The 16,062-nt window shown below is 70.3% G+C and carries 16 protein-coding genes and 1 pseudogene; 15 read left to right on the top strand and 2 right to left on the bottom strand.

Annotated features, from left to right (window positions below; translation table 11 throughout):
- The first annotated feature begins 13 nt into the window (after window positions 1-13).
- From KVT44_RS21080 to KVT44_RS21030, 11 genes and pseudogenes are all read left to right on the top strand, one after another.
- Entirely contained in the window at window positions 14-904 is an 891-nt protein-coding gene (locus tag KVT44_RS21080) for a DUF5936 domain-containing protein (RefSeq protein WP_095852807.1), read from the top strand.
- Complete coding sequence (locus KVT44_RS21075; RefSeq protein ID WP_217568117.1) at window positions 904-2,313, top strand: sensor histidine kinase; 1,410 nt, start codon at window positions 904-906, stop codon at window positions 2,311-2,313. Before KVT44_RS21080 ends, KVT44_RS21075 begins: the two co-directional genes overlap by 1 nt.
- A complete protein-coding gene (locus KVT44_RS21070; protein WP_217568116.1) occupies window positions 2,306-3,037 on the top strand; it encodes a response regulator transcription factor in 732 nt (243 codons plus the stop codon). The genes KVT44_RS21075 and KVT44_RS21070 overlap by 8 nt, the downstream gene beginning before the upstream one ends.
- Window positions 3,038-3,142: 105 nt before the next feature.
- Window positions 3,143-3,382 carry a hypothetical protein gene (locus KVT44_RS21065; RefSeq protein WP_190172242.1) on the top strand — a complete coding sequence of 80 codons (240 nt, stop codon included), beginning with the start codon at window positions 3,143-3,145 and terminating at the stop codon, window positions 3,380-3,382.
- Entirely contained in the window at window positions 3,379-3,978 is a 600-nt protein-coding gene (locus KVT44_RS21060; protein ID WP_302832080.1) for a pilus assembly protein TadG-related protein, read from the top strand. The genes KVT44_RS21065 and KVT44_RS21060 overlap by 4 nt, the downstream gene beginning before the upstream one ends.
- Window positions 3,979-3,993: 15 nt before the next feature.
- Window positions 3,994-4,584: a hypothetical protein gene (locus KVT44_RS21055; RefSeq protein WP_190172243.1), complete on the top strand. Its 591-nt coding sequence runs from the start codon at window positions 3,994-3,996 to the stop codon at window positions 4,582-4,584.
- 2 nt (window positions 4,585-4,586) lie between these two features.
- Window positions 4,587-5,243, top strand: coding sequence for an OmpA family protein (locus KVT44_RS21050; protein WP_107437862.1), 657 nt, complete (start codon window positions 4,587-4,589; stop codon window positions 5,241-5,243).
- A 12-nt stretch (window positions 5,244-5,255) separates the two neighbouring features.
- On the top strand, window positions 5,256-5,849 hold the full coding sequence (locus tag KVT44_RS21045) for a dihydrofolate reductase family protein (protein ID WP_217568115.1): 594 nt from the start codon (window positions 5,256-5,258) through the stop codon (window positions 5,847-5,849).
- Window positions 5,850-5,889: 40 nt separating this feature from the next.
- Window positions 5,890-6,762 (top strand): LLM class flavin-dependent oxidoreductase, encoded by an 873-nt coding sequence (locus KVT44_RS21040; RefSeq protein WP_217568114.1) that lies wholly within the window; start codon window positions 5,890-5,892, stop codon window positions 6,760-6,762.
- A gap of 38 nt (window positions 6,763-6,800) precedes the next feature.
- On the top strand, window positions 6,801-7,262 hold the full coding sequence (locus tag KVT44_RS21035; RefSeq protein WP_217568113.1) for a GNAT family N-acetyltransferase: 462 nt from the start codon (window positions 6,801-6,803) through the stop codon (window positions 7,260-7,262).
- A 99-nt stretch (window positions 7,263-7,361) separates the two neighbouring features.
- Window positions 7,362-8,123, top strand: a pseudogene (locus KVT44_RS21030) (class I SAM-dependent methyltransferase); the annotation flags it as partial.
- An 81-nt stretch (window positions 8,124-8,204) separates the two neighbouring features.
- On the opposite strand, the gene KVT44_RS21025 reads toward KVT44_RS21030, so the two are convergent.
- Entirely contained in the window at window positions 8,205-9,353 is a 1,149-nt protein-coding gene (locus tag KVT44_RS21025; protein ID WP_217568112.1) for a winged helix DNA-binding domain-containing protein, read from the bottom strand.
- 277 nt (window positions 9,354-9,630) lie between these two features.
- Window positions 9,631-9,966 (bottom strand): DUF192 domain-containing protein, encoded by a 336-nt coding sequence (locus KVT44_RS21020; RefSeq protein ID WP_054234999.1) that lies wholly within the window; start codon window positions 9,964-9,966, stop codon window positions 9,631-9,633.
- Window positions 9,967-10,573: 607 nt separating this feature from the next.
- On the opposite strand from KVT44_RS21020, the gene KVT44_RS21015 reads away from it, so the two are divergent.
- The 4 genes from KVT44_RS21015 (at window position 10,574) to KVT44_RS21000 (ending at window position 15,739) form a co-directional block, all read left to right on the top strand.
- Window positions 10,574-11,347 (top strand): isoprenyl transferase, encoded by a 774-nt coding sequence (locus tag KVT44_RS21015; protein ID WP_190172251.1) that lies wholly within the window; start codon window positions 10,574-10,576, stop codon window positions 11,345-11,347.
- Window positions 11,348-11,644: 297 nt separating this feature from the next.
- Window positions 11,645-12,970, top strand: coding sequence for a PhoH family protein (locus KVT44_RS21010; protein WP_217568111.1), 1,326 nt, complete (start codon window positions 11,645-11,647; stop codon window positions 12,968-12,970).
- 505 nt (window positions 12,971-13,475) lie between these two features.
- Complete coding sequence (locus KVT44_RS21005; protein ID WP_308314057.1) at window positions 13,476-14,162, top strand: transglycosylase SLT domain-containing protein; 687 nt, start codon at window positions 13,476-13,478, stop codon at window positions 14,160-14,162.
- A gap of 134 nt (window positions 14,163-14,296) precedes the next feature.
- Entirely contained in the window at window positions 14,297-15,739 is a 1,443-nt protein-coding gene (locus KVT44_RS21000) for an AI-2E family transporter (protein WP_217568109.1), read from the top strand.
- The last annotated feature ends 323 nt before the right edge of the window (window positions 15,740-16,062 follow it).

Genomic DNA, 16,062 nt, shown 5'->3' with positions numbered 1-16,062 from the left:
AGGAGGGGTCACGTTGCTCGCACTGCTGCTCGCCCTCCTGACGGCCGGGGCCGTCGCGGGCGCCCTGCTGGGCATCCGCATGATCCGCGCCGACGCCAAACTACCGAGCGACCTCGCGCTCGCCCTGGAGGTCGGCGGGACCCGCGTCTCCACGGCCGAGTCCGCCGTCGACCGCCTCGGCATGCGCTTCGCGCCCACGGTCCTGCGCCTGATGGGCCCCCGCCGTGTCGAGGCCAAACGTCGCCGCATCGACATGGCGGGCAACCCCGGCGGCCTGACCCTCAACCGCTACGCCGCCCGCCGCGCGGTGTACGGCGTCTTCGGCGTCGTACTCGGCCTCGTCTTCCTCTCCAACGGCCAACTTCTCTTCGCCGTCCTCACCCTGACCTTCGGGCTCGTCGCCGCCGACGCCCTCATCTGGCAGGCCGTCCGCGAACGCAAGGAGGTCATCGACCGCACGCTCCCCGACTTCCTCGACGTCCTCGCGGTCGTGGTCTCGGCGGGACTCGGCTTCCGCCAGGCGCTGGACCGGGTCGCGGAGAAGTACGAGGGCCCCTGGGCGGACGAACTGCGCATCACGCTGCGCCAGATGGACATGGGCGTCAGCCGCCGCCAGGCCTTCGACGAACTGCGCAAGCGCAACTCCTCCGAGCAGGTCGCCCAGTTCGTCTCGGCGCTGCAGCAGGGCGAGGAGCTGGGTTCCCCCATCGCCGAGACCCTCATCCAACTCGCCACGGACATGCGCCGTACGGACGCCCAGAACGCCCGCCGCCGCGCCGCCAAGACCATCCCCAAGGCGACGATGGTGACCCTCGTGTTCATGCTCCCGGCGACGATGATCCTGATCGCCACGGGCATGTTCCTGGGGTCGGGCACGAACTTCGGTTCGATCCTGGGCCGCTGATGACCAGCCGCCGTACTCCCCTGCCGAGGCCCTCACCGCCCTGGACGCTCCCTCAGTGGCTGGCACAGCCCCCGCCGTGGCTGACCCGGCTGTGGGCGCGGCGGCACCTCGCGAGCACCGAGGACGGCTACCTGGCCGACGACGCCCCGGCCCCCGGAAGCGTGCGCCTCCAGCTCAACGCCCTCCAGGCACTGTGCCGCCAGGCCTTCGGCGTCCGCCTCGCCGCGATCGCGATCGGCGCCCCCTTCGCGATGACCAACGCCGTGAACGGCCCGCCCCGCTACACGGTCCTGGCCGCCGCCGTCCTCGGCGTCATGGGCTCGTACGCCATGCTCAGGGACTGGGAACGGTTCGGCCCCCGCCTCCTCGCGCACCCCGGCCTCATGGCCGTGGATCTGACCTTCGGCGCGGTCCTGCTCCTGACGGCGTCCCCCGCGTCCCCCCTCGCGTACGCGACGGTCTGCACCCCACTTCTGGCAGGCCTGCTGTACGGCTGGCGCGGCTCGGGCATCTTCACCGGCCTGCAGCTGATCGTGCTGGTGACGGTGTACCGGGCCTGGCAACACCACCCGGGATCCGGCGCCAGCACCCTCCTCGTGGCGGGCTTCTGCGTCGGCGCCGGCATCATCGGCGTCACCCTGCGAAACCTGATGTTCCGCTTCGGTACGGCGAGCCAGGCACTGTCGGAGGCGAACTCCCGCCTGGCCGTCGCCGAGGCGGTCGAGTCCGAACGGGCCCGCCTGGCCCGTGAGATGCACGACTCGGTCGCGAAGACCCTGCACGGCCTGGCCCTGGCGGCCGAGGCCCTCGCCACCTCGGCCGCCGCCGGGGACGCGGACCCGCACACGCTGGGGCGGCAGGCGACGATGGTCGCGGGCGCGGCCCGCCGGGCGGCCGCGGAGTCCCGCGACCTCCTCTCCGACCTGCGCCGCCACACGGACCTCACGAGTGCGAACACGGACGTCCTGTCCGAACTCGACTCTCGGGTGCGGGCCTTCGAGTCCCGCACCCACCTCCGCACTTCCCTCCACCACCGGGGCGAGCCCCCGATCCTCCCGTACGCCACCGCCCACCACGTCCTGGCGATCGTGTCCGAGGCGCTGGAGAACGCGCACCGCCACGCGGACGCGACGCGGGTGACGGTGGAGCTCGACGTGTCGGAAACCGAGTGCGCCGTACGCGTACGGGACGACGGAGTCGGTCTGCCCCCGCCCGTCGCCCTCGACGACCTGACCAGATCCGGCCACTTCGGGCTGCTCGGCATGGCGGAGCGAGCCGCGTCGCTGGGCGGCCGTATCGACCTGAACCGTTCCCCACAAGGAGGCGCGGAGATTCACCTGACCCTCCCGCGATCCTCCGCCGTCCCCCACCGTCCCCCCACCCCCCAAGAGGAGGCCGCACATGCCTGACCAGGCACTTCCCGGCCCGAACCTCCGTGTACTCGTGGCCGACGACAACCCGGTCGTCCGGGCCGGCCTGGCCGCGCTGCTCGACGGCCACCCGGACCTCGAGGTCGTCGCGCAGGCGGCCGACGGCGAGGAGGCCATCGCGGCCGCGACCCGACTGCGCCCGGACGTCGTCCTCCTCGACGTCCGCATGCCCGGCACGGACGGCCTGACGGCCCTTCCCGCCCTCTCCCTGCTCGCCCCCGTGATGATGCTGACGTACAGCCGCGAACCCGAGGTCGTGGCCGAGGCGTTGCGGCGGGGCGCGGTCGGCTATCTCGTCCACGGCGAGTTCACGGCCGCCGAACTGATCTCCGCCGTACGGGAGATACGGCACGCGAAGGCGACTGTCCCGGATTCACTCGGTGTTTCGTACGAACCGAACGATTTTCCTTCGCACCTGCAACTGGTTGTGGGACAGTCGTCGAAGGCCCGGTCCGGCCTCGCGGCGAGGCTCCACCGCCGCGTGCCCAACCGGCTCAACTTCGGCCTGAGCTCACGGGAGGTGGAGGTCATGGATCTCATCGCGTCCGGCATGAGCAATCAGCAGATCGCCGCCGCCTGCTTCATCAGCGAGAAGACCGTCAAGAACCACATCAACCGCATCTTCGCAAAGCTGCACAGTTCCTCGCGCAGCGAAGCGATCGCCCACTGGCTGGGCACGGCACGTGAGGGGTGGAGCCGATGACTCCACCGACGGCAAGTTGGGCCCCTGGGCCCACCCGGAGTAGGCGTGGTCTCACGTACGGTGCTCGGGTCGGTAGTGGTGGCGTCGGGTGGGAGGACAGGGGCCATGGTGACGAGGGACTGGACGCTGAGGGTGGGGGTCCGGGTCGAGACCTGGGCGAAGACCGTCGCCGGTCGGATGCGGGGCCGCGGACGGGACGCCGGCGCCGGTTTCGTGGAGTACGCCGGGTTGATGATCATCATCGCGGGGATCTTCACGCTGATCGATCAGATCGGCCTCGACGGGCTGATCTCGGGAGCGATCCGGACGGCAGTCACCCAGGTCACCGGCGGTGGCGGCGGCTGATCCACCCGGCCCGCAGCGACCGAGGACAGACCCTCCCCGTCTACATCTGGCTGTCGGGGATTCTTCTCTTCGCTGCGCTCGCCTTCTTCGTGTTCGCCCAAGCAGCGTCCGCCCGGAATGGAGCTCAATCCGCGGCGGACGCTGCGGCGTTGGCGGCCGCACGGGACTCCCGCGACGAGCTGATGACAGGCTTGACGGGAGCCGTGGGCACGGATGACCACTGGCTGGACTGGCTCAAGGGCAACCTGTTCAAAGGCACCGGAGCCGCGGCCGCGGCCGGTCGGCTGGCCGCCGAGAACGACTCGACCGTGCAGGGTTTTACCCCAACCGCAGTGAACGGATTTCCGGGCTACCGAGTGGATATCGAGACCCGGTACACGGTTGGCAAGTCGATCATTCCCGGCACGGACAAGCACGCGACGGCCCATGCCACCGCTGTCATCCAGCCGCGCTGCGACTTCGATCCGGCCGCGGATCCCAAGAAGCCCGTGGAACTGAACTGCGACGGCCAGACCGTCGACATCGACCCCGGAAAGTTCGATCCGGCCGACCTTCCGGATGCTTCCGTGCTGTTCTCTGTGCATCTGGCCGAGTGAGAGGAAGCCGTACCGATGGATCTCCGGCACACCATGAAGGGCCGACGGGCACTGGCCGCGGTGGCCATCACGACTGGGTTGCTCCTCACGGTGTCCGGTTGCGGCGGGGGAGACGGCGGTGGCAAGCCGAGCGGGACCTCGACCTCCCAGTCGAGCAAAGGCGGCGGAAGCAAGCCGCAGGCGTCTCCGACACCGAGTCAGGCGACGGCACTGGCGGAGGTGAAGGGCGGCGACATCACACTCACCGTCACCTCGGCCGTCCGTGACCAGGGAGGCTATGTCACCGTGAGCGGCAAGGTGACCAACGGTGGCGGCCAGTTCTGGATCGCGTCGAACTGGCGTGGTGACGAGCGGGAGTTGAGCGGAAACGGAGCCTCCCTCGCCGGAGCCTCCCTGATCGACAGCAAGGGCAAGAAGAAGTACCTCGTCCTGCGGGACACCCAGGGGCGCTGCCTCTGCACGAAGTTCGACGGCGGTGGCGTCGAAGCGGGCCAGTCGGCCGACTGGTTCGCCCAATTCCCCGCACCCCCCGCCGACACCACCAACGTCGACTTCCAGGTCGGCTCCATGCCCCCCGCCTCCATCCAGATCTCCGACGGCGAGTGACCATGGCCCTCCCACCCCGCAGCGCAGCGACCACGCTCACGGCCCTCGCCGTACTGGCCGCGCTGAGCCTCACCGGCGGCCCGGCGCACGCCGACGGCACCGACCCCAGTGCCCCGCCGGGCAGCGTCACCACCTCCCCACCCCCCACCGTCGACCCCACCAGCCCCGGCCTGAAACTCGCCGACGGCGCCACGCTCGCGCCGGCCAAGGTGTTGGACATCAAGTCGGTCGTCGAGGACCTCGGGGGTGAGGAGCGGCGGGAGGACACGAACTCGGACGTGACGTTCGCGTTGCAGGCCGAGGTGCTGTTCCCCAAGGACAGTTCGAAGCTGAACCCCGACGCCCGTTCCCGTATCCAGGCGATCGCGGACGAGATCAAGAACCAGAAGGCGACGACGGTCAGGGTGTTCGGGTTCACCGACAACCTCGGCTCGTACGCCCACGGCCTGGTCCTCTCCAAGAAGCGCGCGGAGATCGTCCACGACGAACTGGCGGCGGCGCTCGGCTCGACGGACGTCACGTTCGAGGTGCGCGGCTACAGCGAGGACTACCCGATCGCGGACAACACCTCGGAGGAGGGCCGCCGGAAGAACCGCCGGGTGGAGGTGACGTTCCCACGCGGCGCGGTGAACGGTGCTTCCTCGGGAGCCCAGAGCTGAGAACCTGGTGACATGAGAAGAATCGTCCTGATGATGTCGGTGTCCCTGGACGGATTCATCGAGGGACCGAACCGTGAGATCGACTGGCACCGCGTCGACGCGGAACTGCACCAGCACTTCAACGAGGAGATCAGGAAGCTCGGCGGCCTGCTGGAAGGCCGCGTGACGCACGAGCTGATGGCCGGGTTCTGGCCGACGGCCGACCAGGATCCGGACAGTACGGCCCAGGTGGTCGAGTTCGCGGGGATCTGGCGGGACATCCCCAAGTACGTGTACTCGCGGACGCTGGAGCGGGCCGACTGGAACACCACGATCGTCCGCGACGTCGTACCGGACGAGGTCAGGGCGCTCAAGGAACAGCCCGGCGGGGACCTCGGCCTCGGCGGCGCCGACCTCGCGGCCGCGTTCCTGCGGCACGACCTGGTCGACGAGTTCCGGGTGTACGTCCATCCGGTGCTGATCGGCCGCGGCAAACCCCTGTTCCCGGAGTCGCACACCCCGACCGGTCTCCGGTTCGCCGAGTCACGGGCCTTCGGCAACGGGGTCGTACTCCTGCGCTACGAACGCGACAGCACCGCCCCCGCTACCGGAACCGCCGACGCGTAAAGGTGTTGTCCGCGAGCCGGGGCATCGGTAGGAAGGCTCCATGACTGTTCTCGGCGTTGTGTTCCGGCCCCAACTGCCCCCCGAGCGTCTGCGGGCCGTCGCGCGCGCGGCGGACGACGCGGGCCTGGAGGAGCTGTGGCTCTGGGAGGACTGCTTCCTCGAAGGGGGCATCTCGGCCGCGGCGGCCGCCCTCGCCTGGACCGAACGGGTCCGGGTCGGCGTGGGCCTGCTGCCCGTCCCGCTGCGGAACGTCGCCGTCACCGCGATGGAGGCCGCGACGCTGCACCGGATGTTCCCGGGGCGCGCGATCCTGGGCGTCGGTCACGGCGTACAGGACTGGATGGGGCAGGTCGGGGCGCGTGCGGAGTCGCCCGTGACGCTGCTGCGCGAGCACCTCGACGCGCTGCGCGCGCTGCTGCGGGGCGAGCGGGTCAGCACGGACGGCCGGTACGTGAAGCTGGACGGCGTCGCCCTCGACTGGCCGCCGACGGGGGCACCGGAGGTGCTCGCGGGCGCCACCGGGCCGCGTTCGCTCCGGCTCTCCGGGGCCGCCGCCGACGGCACCGTCCTCACCGCCGCCACCGGGCCGGAAGGGGTACGGCGGGCGCGCCGGCTCATCGACGAGGGGCGCGAGTCGGCGGGCCGGACCGACCACCACCGGGTGGTCGTCTACCTCCACACGGCCACCGGACCGGACGCGGCGGCCCGGCTGCGCGCCGAGATCGAGGCGAACGGTGAGGATCCGCTGCCGGAGCACGGCGTCGCCGGGGACGCGGGCGCGGTCGCCAAGGCCGTACAGCGCCTCGCGGAGGCGGGCGCCGACACCGTGGTCCTCCAGCCGACCGCCGACGAACCCGACCCCGAGGCCCTCGTACGGTTCGCGGCGGAGGAAGTACGGCCGCTCATCACGTAGGCCGGTCGTTGTCAGTACCCGCTGCCACACTCGTCGGCATGAGCGATGACGACGTGCGACTGAGGGACGTGGCCGAGGCAGACCTCGACCTGTTCCTGGCCTACGAGCACGACCCCGAGGCGGCCCGGCGGTCGAGGTTCACGCCCCGGCCGCGGGACGCGTTCATGTCCCACTGGAAGACGAGGGTCCTCGGCGACGACACCGTCCTCGTGCAGACGGTCACCGTGGACGGTGTGCCGGCGGGGAACCTCGTCTCCTGGTGGGACGGCGAGCGGCGCTTCATCGGCTACTGGTTCGGCCGCCCGTACTGGGGTCGGGGGATCGGCACCAAGGCTCTGACCCGCTTCCTCGAGCTGGAGAAGAACCGCCCCCTGTACGCCGACCCCTTCACAGGCAACACCGCGTCCATACGCCTCCTGGAACGCCACGGCTTCCAACACCACGGCACCATCCACCACGGCGACGACGACCACACCCTGCTCGTACTCCCTGAGGAGTGAAGGCACGGGCGACGAGCACCCTGGCCGCCTGGCCCCAGAACCCCGTTGCCCGAAGGAAAACCCCTCGCCTCCCCACCACCCCCTTGAGAAGATCCCCCCATGACCACCACCCGTACCTTCGAAGCCCTCGTGGACGAGGGTGTGGCGGCGCCCGTCGAGGGCTGGGACTTTTCCTGGTTCGAGGGGCGTGCCACCGAGGAGCGGCCCTCGTGGGGGTATGCGCGGGCGATGGGGGAGCGGCTGGCGCGTGCGTCCGCCGCGTTGGACATCCAGACCGGTGGCGGTGAGGTGCTGGCCTCCGCCCCGACGCTGCCCCCGCTCACCGTCGCCACCGAGGGCTGGCCCCCGAACGTCGCGAAGGCCACCGCCCTGCTGCACCCCCGTGGTGCCGTGGTCGTCGCCTCTCCCGAGGACGCCCCGCTGCCCTTCGCGGACGGCGCCTTCGACCTGGTCACCAGCCGGCACCCGGTCGCGACGCACTGGTCCGAGATCGCGCGCGTCCTGCGCCCCGGCGGCACGTACTTCTCCCAGCAGGTCGGCCCGGCGAGCGTCTTCGAACTCGTCGAGCACTTCCTCGGCCCGCTGCCGGAGGACGTCAGGAGCGGCCGGCACCCGGACCGCGCCCGCGCCGCCGCCGAGGCCGCCGGGCTCGACGTCGTCGACCTGCGCGCGGAGCGGCTGCGCATCGAGTTCCACGACATCGGTGCCGTCGTCCACTTCCTGCGCAAGGTGATCTGGATGGTCCCCGGCTTCACCGTCGACCGGTACCGGACCGAGCTGCGTGCCCTGCACGAGCGGATCGAGGCGAAGGGCCCGTTCGTCGCCCACAGCGCCCGCTTCCTGATCGAGGCGCGCAAGCCGCGTCGTTCCTACGGATGCCCGGGGATGCCTTGGGATGCCCGGTCATCCCCAGGTGTCCCTGCGAAGGGCTCACGCTCGGGCTCAGGCGTGCGGGCCCGCCGTCACCCTCCCCACCACCAACTCCGCCTTCGCCTCCAAGATTTCGCCCACCCGTTCCACCCGCTCCGCCAACTCCCGTTCCCGCTCCGCAGTCAGCCCTTCCAACGGCTCCACGGTGACCGTCGTACGCCCTCCCCGGCGCCGCTGGTGCCAGACCCCGGCCACCACACCGTCGACCAGCAGCACGGGGAAGTTCCCGGCCTGACCGCCCGCGAGAGCACGCGCGTACGCCGGCCCGGGGAAGAGCACCTCGCGGGGCCCCGCGGCGATGGCGTACGCGTCGAAGTACGGAAGCAGCCGCACCCCGCGCACCGGCGCCCCCGGAAACTCCGTGTCACCCGCCGCGACCCACGCCGGCCCTTCGAAGTCGACCTCCTCGATGACCCCCGCCCCCGCCAGCGAGGCGAAGAGCTCCGTGGCCCAACCGCGCGGAGCGGCGGCCCACTTGGCGAACTGCCCCGGCGTCGCCGGTCCGTACGCGCGCAGATAGCGCCCTACGAGCAGGGCGAGCCCCTCGTCGGCGGCGAGCGGCTCGAAGTGCGGGGGCCGGGTGTACGTCACCTTGCGGCCCCGGTCCGGGGCGAAGCACAGCGCGCCGCGCTGACCCGCCCGGTGCATGACCTGCCGCCAGCGCGGCCACATGCCCTGGAACGCGGGCATCACCAGGTCCCCGGCCCAGGACCCGGTGCGTGCCACCACCTCGTCGCTCAACTCGTCGATGGTCAGCCGCGCGCCGTCCAGGGCGTCCCCGATCGCCGCCACGACCTCGTCCGCCTGCTCCCCGGTGAGCCGGACGGCGGGCGCGAAGGGGCTCCGGCCGGACGGGATCGCCGTCAACGCGGCCGTCCAGAGGGGAAGTTCCGCGGTGGGGAGCAGATGGACGGTGCCGCGCGGTCCGTACGTCTTCACCAGCGAGCCGTCCTCCCAGAGCGCGGCGCGTACGTCTGCCCGTGTGACCCCGTCGGCGCGTACGCCCACGGACACCTCGGCCGCCGACAGGACTTGTGCGTGCGCGCCGAGCATCGCGCCGACGACGTCGGCGACCGGAGTCCCGCCGCGCGCCGGAACGGCCAGGGACTGGCGCTCCATGCGGCGCGCGCTCGCCTCGTTCCATGTGATCTTCAGGGTCATGGGGCGAAGGTAGGAGGGAATGAGGTCAGAACTTGTCCGCTGGAGTGCCCGGAAACCGATTGACCGAAAACACCCTGATGCGACCTGTCATGGCTGAGATGTCCGTCCGCATGACGGACTTCTGCACAGGGTTTCCACATCGTTATCGGGGGTGGGTCGTCTGGGCTGTTCGCCTCACGTAAGTTCAGACCAAGGTAATTCGCGTGAGCAAAGCTGCGCGTGTGGCACCGCGCAGTGGAGGGGGCTGCGCGGTGCTGCGCCCCCGCCTGACGCCGCATCACCGGTCGTGCACCGTGACCTGCGTCCCGCGCCGTACGCCCCATCGCTCCATCGCCCCGGCCTCCGCCTCCAGGATGTGGCGGGAGCGTGGACGAGGGCGCCCCATGCGCCCCGGCTTCATCGTCCGCACCGCCAGGACGCGGAATTTCCGGTCCACATAGGCGACGTCGATCGCGAACCGCATCCCCAGGGTGTGCACCGCAGCGGCCGGCGAGAGCAGCAGGGCCCCGTCGATCCCGTCGCGCCCGAGCAGTCCACGGCGCCGGGCGCGGGCCGACGCGGCGACCTCCAGCGGCACCGGCGCGGGGATCCCCGGCGTGGTGAGCATGGCCATGGGTGCGAAGTTAGCGGCGCCGTCAAGCGGGCGACACGAAGGCGCGTCACTCTCCCGGAGTACGTGGGGGCGAGTCGGTAGGGAAGACGCAGTTGGTCGCAAACCCTCCGGATCTCTCCGTTTACCTCTCCATTCCCTTTGAATCCGCTGTGATTCGGCCATGGGCAAGCCCTGAATGAGAGGTTCCGGGGCCACCGTGGCGTCGTCGTCCGGTTTCGGAGAGTAGTTGTGGCACGCCGATGCACGCAGCATCACTTACGAAGGGTTATGGTGGAAACCCCCCCTCGGGCCGGTCCGTCTCCCCCCCACGGACCGGCCCGTTTTTTGTGCCCTTACGCCCCACCCCACCGCAGCCTCGGCCTGCGCCCCCGTGCGCCCCCCTGACCCCGGCGACCGGCCTTGGTGACGCAGCGCCCCCACCCCGTTCACCGGTATCGACGAGGCGCCGCCGCTTTCCTCCACCATGATCGACCGGACAGGCCCTTGCCGGGCCGTTGGTTTCGCGGGGGTAGGCTTCGCCCCCGGGGACCGTCATATGGACAGGGGTTGCGCTGAGCGAGGCCGCTCTGCCGCGCCCGTCCGATCCGCACGGAGGGGCTGACAACACGTGAACCTGCGGGACAACCTGCGCCGGCTGCTGCTCAGGTTCTACACACGCAGGGTGGAGGGCCACCTCGACCACGACCAGGTGCCCAAGCACATCGGCGTCATCATGGACGGCAACCGGCGCTGGGCGAAGGCGGCGGGCAGCACGGCCGCCCAGGGGCACCGCGCCGGTGCCGACAAGATCGAGGAGTTCCTCGGCTGGTGCTCGGAGACCGACGTCGAGGTCGTCACCCTCTGGCTGCTGTCGACGGACAACTTCGACCGCCCCGAGGACGAGCTCGTCCCCCTGCTCGGCATCATCGAGGGCGTCGTACGCACCCTCGCCGCCGACGGCCGCTGGCGGGTGCACCACGTGGGCACGCCGGACATCCTGCCCTCCCAGATGCAGACCGCGCTGAAGGAGGCCGAGGAGGCCACCGCGCACGTCGACGGGATAGTGGTCAACGTCGCCATCGGCTACGGCGGCCGCCAGGAGATCGCCGACGCCGTGCGCTCCATGCTCCTCGACGCCGCCGACAAGGGCTCCTCGATCGAGGACATCGCCGAGTCGGTGGACATCGACCTCATCGGCAAGCACCTCTATACGAGTGACCAGCCCGACCCCGACCTGGTGATCCGTACCAGCGGCGAGCAGCGGCTGTCCGGATTCATGCTGTGGCAGACGGCCCATTCGGAGTACTACTTCTGCGAAGTCTTCTGGCCGGCGTTCCGCAAGGTCGACTTCCTGCGCGCCCTGCGCGACTACGCGGCGCGACACCGCCGCTACGGAGGCTGACCCAGGGGGGTGCGAGGGGTGCGCGTCATCCGGAGTTAACGAACGCGTGGTCACATGCTCTTGCATGGCCGCGCATGTTCGAGGGCATAAGCCATGCAGGTCGACGCCCGAACCACGGGTGTCGTATCTCAGCGGACGGCACGGGGCCGTCCGCCCGGGAGGCCCTTTGCACCAGCCCGACCGTGCGGTCCGTACGGACGAGACGGAGGGCCGGTCTCCGGCCCGCGCAATGCGGCCAGGACCGGTCCAGCTCCTCTCCGTCGCTCCCCGACCTCATCCGAGGGGGTACGTCCTTCCGTGGTGACCAGCACAAAGCGTCGTATGCCAGACCGGCGCACCTATGTTCTCGACACCAGCGTCCTGCTGGCCGACCCGAACGCCCTGAGCCGCTTCGACGAGCACGAGGTCGTGCTTCCGATCGTCGTGGTGACGGAACTGGAGGCCAAGAGGCACCATCCGGAACTCGGCTACTTCGCCCGGCAGGCCCTGCGCCTGCTCGACGAGTTCCGGGTGCGGTTCGGCCGCCTCGACGCCCCCATCCCGATCGGGGACCTCGGTGGGACCGTACGCGTCGAGCTCAACCACTCGGACCCCAGCGTCCTGCCCAGCGGGTACCGCCTGGGGGACAACGACTCCCGCATCCTCGCGGTCGCCCGCAACCTGCAGGCCGAGGGGTACGACGTCACCGTCGTCTCGAAGGACCTGCCGCTCAGGATCAAGGCCTCGTCCGTCGGCCTCCTCGCCGAGGAGTACCGCGCGGAACTGGCCATCACGGGCTCCTCCGGCTGGACCGGAATGTCCGAACTGACCCTGTCCGGCGAGCAGGTGGACATCCTCTTCGAGGAGGGACACGCGTACGTCCCCGAAGCGGCCGACCTGCCGGTCCACACCGGTCTGACGATCCAGTCGGAGCGCGGCAAGGCCCTCGGCCGTGTCACCTCCGAGGGCAACGTCCGGCTGGTGCGCGGCGATCGGGAGGCCTTCGGCATCAAGGGCCGCAGCGCCGAGCAGCGCATCGCGCTCGATCTGCTGCTCGACCCCGACATCGGGATCCTGTCGATGGGCGGCCGGGCCGGCACCGGCAAGTCGGCGCTCGCGCTCTGCGCGGGCCTGGAGGCCGTGCTGGAGCGGCGGCAGCACCAGAAGGTGATGGTCTTCCGGCCGCTGTACGCGGTGGGCGGGCAGGAGCTCGGCTATCTGCCCGGCTCCGAGGCCGAGAAGATGGGCCCCTGGGCGCAGGCGGTTTTCGACACGCTGTCGGCGGTCACCTCGCGCGAGGTCATCGAGGAGGTCACCGCGCGCGGCATGCTGGAGGTCCTGCCGCTCACCCACATCCGCGGCCGCTCCCTCCACGACGCCTTCGTGATCGTGGACGAGGCCCAGTCACTGGAACGGAACGTGCTGCTGACCGTTCTGTCCCGCATCGGCGCCAACTCGCGGGTGGTTCTCACCCATGACGTGGCACAGCGGGACAATCTGCGCGTCGGCCGGTACGACGGCGTGGTCGCCGTCGTGGAGAAGCTGAAGGGTCATCCGCTCTTCGCGCACGTGACGTTGAACCGCTCCGAGAGGTCCCAGATCGCGGCGCTCGTGACCGAAATGCTGGAGGACGGACAGATCTGACCCACATGGTTCCACCTGGTTCCATATGGCTCTGTCTGACTCCGTCTGGAGTCACCTGGGACCATCTGGATCCATCTGGCACCACTTGACCCGGTTGGTCAAAACGTGGTGGATGCACGGTAGTTGACGCCGCCCGGCAAAAGGCGAAGAGCCTAGCCGGGCGGCGTCTTCGTGCGCGCTTGTTTCCGCAAAACTCCTGAGGCAAACGGGGTGTGAGCTTTCACACGCAACTGGGAATTGCCTCGCGGCGTCGGGTTACGGCAGAGTCTCACTCCTGTCAGGCCCCGCATACGACACACGTGTACCCCCAGCGGTACCGCACCTCAGGAACACCAGAACTCCATAGAGTCGTCGTATGCCGCCCGCGCACCACGCGGCACTTCCGTCACGGGAGTTGCCCACCGGGCCCGTGCCTCCCGTGACCCCGCAGTTGGGAGGCCAGCGTTCAGGGGCACGATTGCGTCCGCGAGGGTCACCTAAGCGGGCGATGCTGGAAGGAAACCGTGTGAGCCGGATTTCGGTCCGGGGACTCGCAGTGGCCTCGGCCACCGCGGTCACCGCTGTCGGCGCCGTGAGTGGTGTTGCCTCGGGCAACACCGGCCAGCCGTCGAACGACGCCGAGGCGATGGCGAGCGACTCGACTCTCCTCGCGGACATACCTGCGGGCCAGCAGGCCCAGGTGCAGACCGCGTCCCTGACGCAGCAGGCCGACGCACAGGCCATCGCCGCGGACGCGAGCGCCAAGAAGGACGCGGAGGAGGCTGCCCGCAAGCAGGCGGCCAAGGACGCGGTCGCGAAGCAGAAGGCCGCGGCGGACGCCAAGGCGCGCAAGGAAGCCGCGGAAGCGGCCAGCCGCTCCGAGACGCGTGCCGCTGTCAGCCTGGCCCCGCAGTCCTCGTACACCGTCGCCGAGGTCCAGGCCATCGCGCGCCAGATCATCCCCAGCGGTCAGTTCCAGTGCTTCAGCAACATCGTGGACCACGAGTCCACCTGGAACTACAGGGCGCAGAACCCCTCGTCCGGCGCCTACGGTCTCGTGCAGTCGCTGCCGGGCAGCAAGATGGCGTCCGTCGGTGCCGACTGGCAGACCAACCCGGCCACGCAGATCAAGTGGGGCCTCAACTACATGAACGACCGCTACGGCAGCCCCTGCGGCGCCTGGTCGTACTGGCAGGCTCACGGCAACTACTGAGCCGTCGTCACCTCCGGCCGCTCAACCTTTCGAAGCCCCTCCCCGTCCTAGGGTGAGGGGCTTCGGCCATGTACGGTCGGAACCGACGACTCCAGGGGGGAGTGGTGGGGAGCAGCGGGGGAAAAGGACGGATCATGTCGAGAGTGCCAGGGTTGCTCGGTCGGCTCGGCGCCGGGCTGACCGAGCTGGGTGCGCGGTTGGACGAGCGCCGCGCCGAGGTGGAGAAGGAGTCGGAGGGCTCGCTCGACCTGATCGACGAGACCGACGACCGGTCGCCGCGCGGCTCCACGACGACGGCACGGACGGACGAGAAGCCTTCCACACCCCCAGCCGACGCCGCTCCCGAACCCACCCCCGAACGTGAACCCGGATCCGATTCCGAGTCGGAGCCCTCCGCCGTTTCCGCCCCCGCCGCCCACTACACCCGTGGGCCGGAGACGGACACCCGGCCCGATCCCGTCCTGGCCGTGCCGTGGGGCGTACGGGTCGCGGCCGAGGCCGGCTGGCGGCTGCTGGTTCTCGCGGGCACCCTCTGGGTCTTGATGCGGGTGATCAGCGCCGTACAACTGGTCGTACTGGCCTTCGTCGCCGCGCTGCTCATCACCGCGCTCCTTCAGCCCACCGTGGCGCGCCTGAAGAGAGTGGGATTCCCCAGGGGCCTCGCCACCGCGCTCACCGCGATCCTCGGCTTCGTCATCATGGGGCTGGTCGGCTGGTTCGTGGTCTGGCAGGTCCAGGAGAACATCGACAACCTCTCGAACCAGATCCAGGACGGCATCGACGAGTTGCGCAAGTGGCTCCTCACCAGCCCGTTCCATGTGACGGACAAGCAGATCAACGAGATCGCCAAGAACCTGCGGGAGGCGATCGGCGCGAACACGGACCAGATCACGTCGGCGGGGCTGGAGGGCGTGACGGTCATAGTGGAAGCCCTGACCGGCATCCTCCTGACGATGTTCTCGACGCTCTTCCTTCTCTACGACGGCAAGCGGATCTGGGAGTGGACGCTGAAGCTGGTGCCGGCGGCGGCACGGCCGGGGGTGGCCGGGGCGGGGCCCCGCGCGTGGCGGACCCTTACGGCCTATGTGCGCGGCACGGTGATAGTGGCTCTGATCGACGCGATCTTCATCGGCCTCGGCATCTACTTCCTGAACGTCCCCATGGCCGTGCCCCTCGCCGTCTTCATCTTCCTCTTCGCGTTCATTCCGCTGGTGGGCGCGGTGATGTCGGGGGCGTTGGCGGTGGTGGTCGCGGTGGTGACGCAGGGTGTGTTCACCGCGCTGATGACGCTGCTCGTCGTGCTCGCGGTCCAGCAGATCGAGGGCCACATCCTCCAGCCGTTCATTCTGGGGCGGGCCGTGCGGGTGCATCCGCTGGCGGTGGTGCTGTCCGTCGCGGCGGGTGGGCTGGTCGCCGGGATCGGCGGGGCCGTGGTGGCGGTGCCGCTGGTGGCGGTCACCAACACGGTGGTGGGATACCTGCGTTCGTACTCACGCGAGCCGGCACTCCGCCACGCGCCGGAGCCGCGGGGTGCCACAGCGATGGATGTGGCCCCGGTGCGCCCCCCATCTCCTTGACGATTCCCCCCCCGGGCGGGTGGGGGCTGGTCGCGCAGTTCCCCGCGCCCCCAAGACGGGGCTCCGCCCCGCATCCCCCGCTCACCCGGATTCGTTTGGCTGCGGGCCCGGTGGGGGCTGGTCGCGCAGTTCCCCGCGCCCCTAAAAACCTGGGGCGCCGGGGCGGAGCCCCGTGCCCCAGGGGCGCGGGGAACTGCGCGCCAAGCCCCCACCCACCCGCAGCCGAAGAACCCATCCGGGGGTCCGGGGGCGGAGCCCCCAGGTGAAGCCGAGGCCCCGCCCACCCGGCCAGGGTGAACGGGGCCTGAGAGAAGAGGCGGAGG

Origin of the sequence: Streptomyces sp. GbtcB7 (assembly GCF_019091445.1) — a bacterium.
In the GTDB taxonomy this organism is placed as follows: domain Bacteria; phylum Actinomycetota; class Actinomycetes; order Streptomycetales; family Streptomycetaceae; genus Streptomyces; species Streptomyces mirabilis.
Note: the sequence above shows the minus strand (reverse complement) of the source record. Positions and strands in the feature narration are given on the sequence as shown.

Bases quoted from the DNA above. Each gene is read 5' to 3' on its own strand.
- KVT44_RS21040 (WP_217568114.1), top strand. From the start codon at position 5,890: ATGACTGTTCTCGGCGTTGTGTTCCGGCCCCAACTGCCCCCCGAGCGT.
- KVT44_RS21050 (WP_107437862.1), top strand. From the start codon at position 4,587: ATGGCCCTCCCACCCCGCAGCGCAGCGACCACGCTCACGGCCCTCGCC.
- KVT44_RS21075 (WP_217568117.1), top strand. From the start codon at position 904: ATGACCAGCCGCCGTACTCCCCTGCCGAGGCCCTCACCGCCCTGGACG.
- KVT44_RS21070 (WP_217568116.1), top strand. From the start codon at position 2,306: ATGCCTGACCAGGCACTTCCCGGCCCGAACCTCCGTGTACTCGTGGCC.
- KVT44_RS21025 (WP_217568112.1), bottom strand. From the start codon at position 9,353: ATGACCCTGAAGATCACATGGAACGAGGCGAGCGCGCGCCGCATGGAG.
- KVT44_RS21000 (WP_217568109.1), top strand. From the start codon at position 14,297: ATGTCGAGAGTGCCAGGGTTGCTCGGTCGGCTCGGCGCCGGGCTGACC.
- KVT44_RS21035 (WP_217568113.1), top strand. From the start codon at position 6,801: ATGAGCGATGACGACGTGCGACTGAGGGACGTGGCCGAGGCAGACCTC.
- KVT44_RS21045 (WP_217568115.1), top strand. From the start codon at position 5,256: ATGAGAAGAATCGTCCTGATGATGTCGGTGTCCCTGGACGGATTCATC.
- KVT44_RS21055 (WP_190172243.1), top strand. From the start codon at position 3,994: ATGGATCTCCGGCACACCATGAAGGGCCGACGGGCACTGGCCGCGGTG.
- KVT44_RS21020 (WP_054234999.1), bottom strand. From the start codon at position 9,966: ATGGCCATGCTCACCACGCCGGGGATCCCCGCGCCGGTGCCGCTGGAG.
- KVT44_RS21065 (WP_190172242.1), top strand. From the start codon at position 3,143: ATGGTGACGAGGGACTGGACGCTGAGGGTGGGGGTCCGGGTCGAGACC.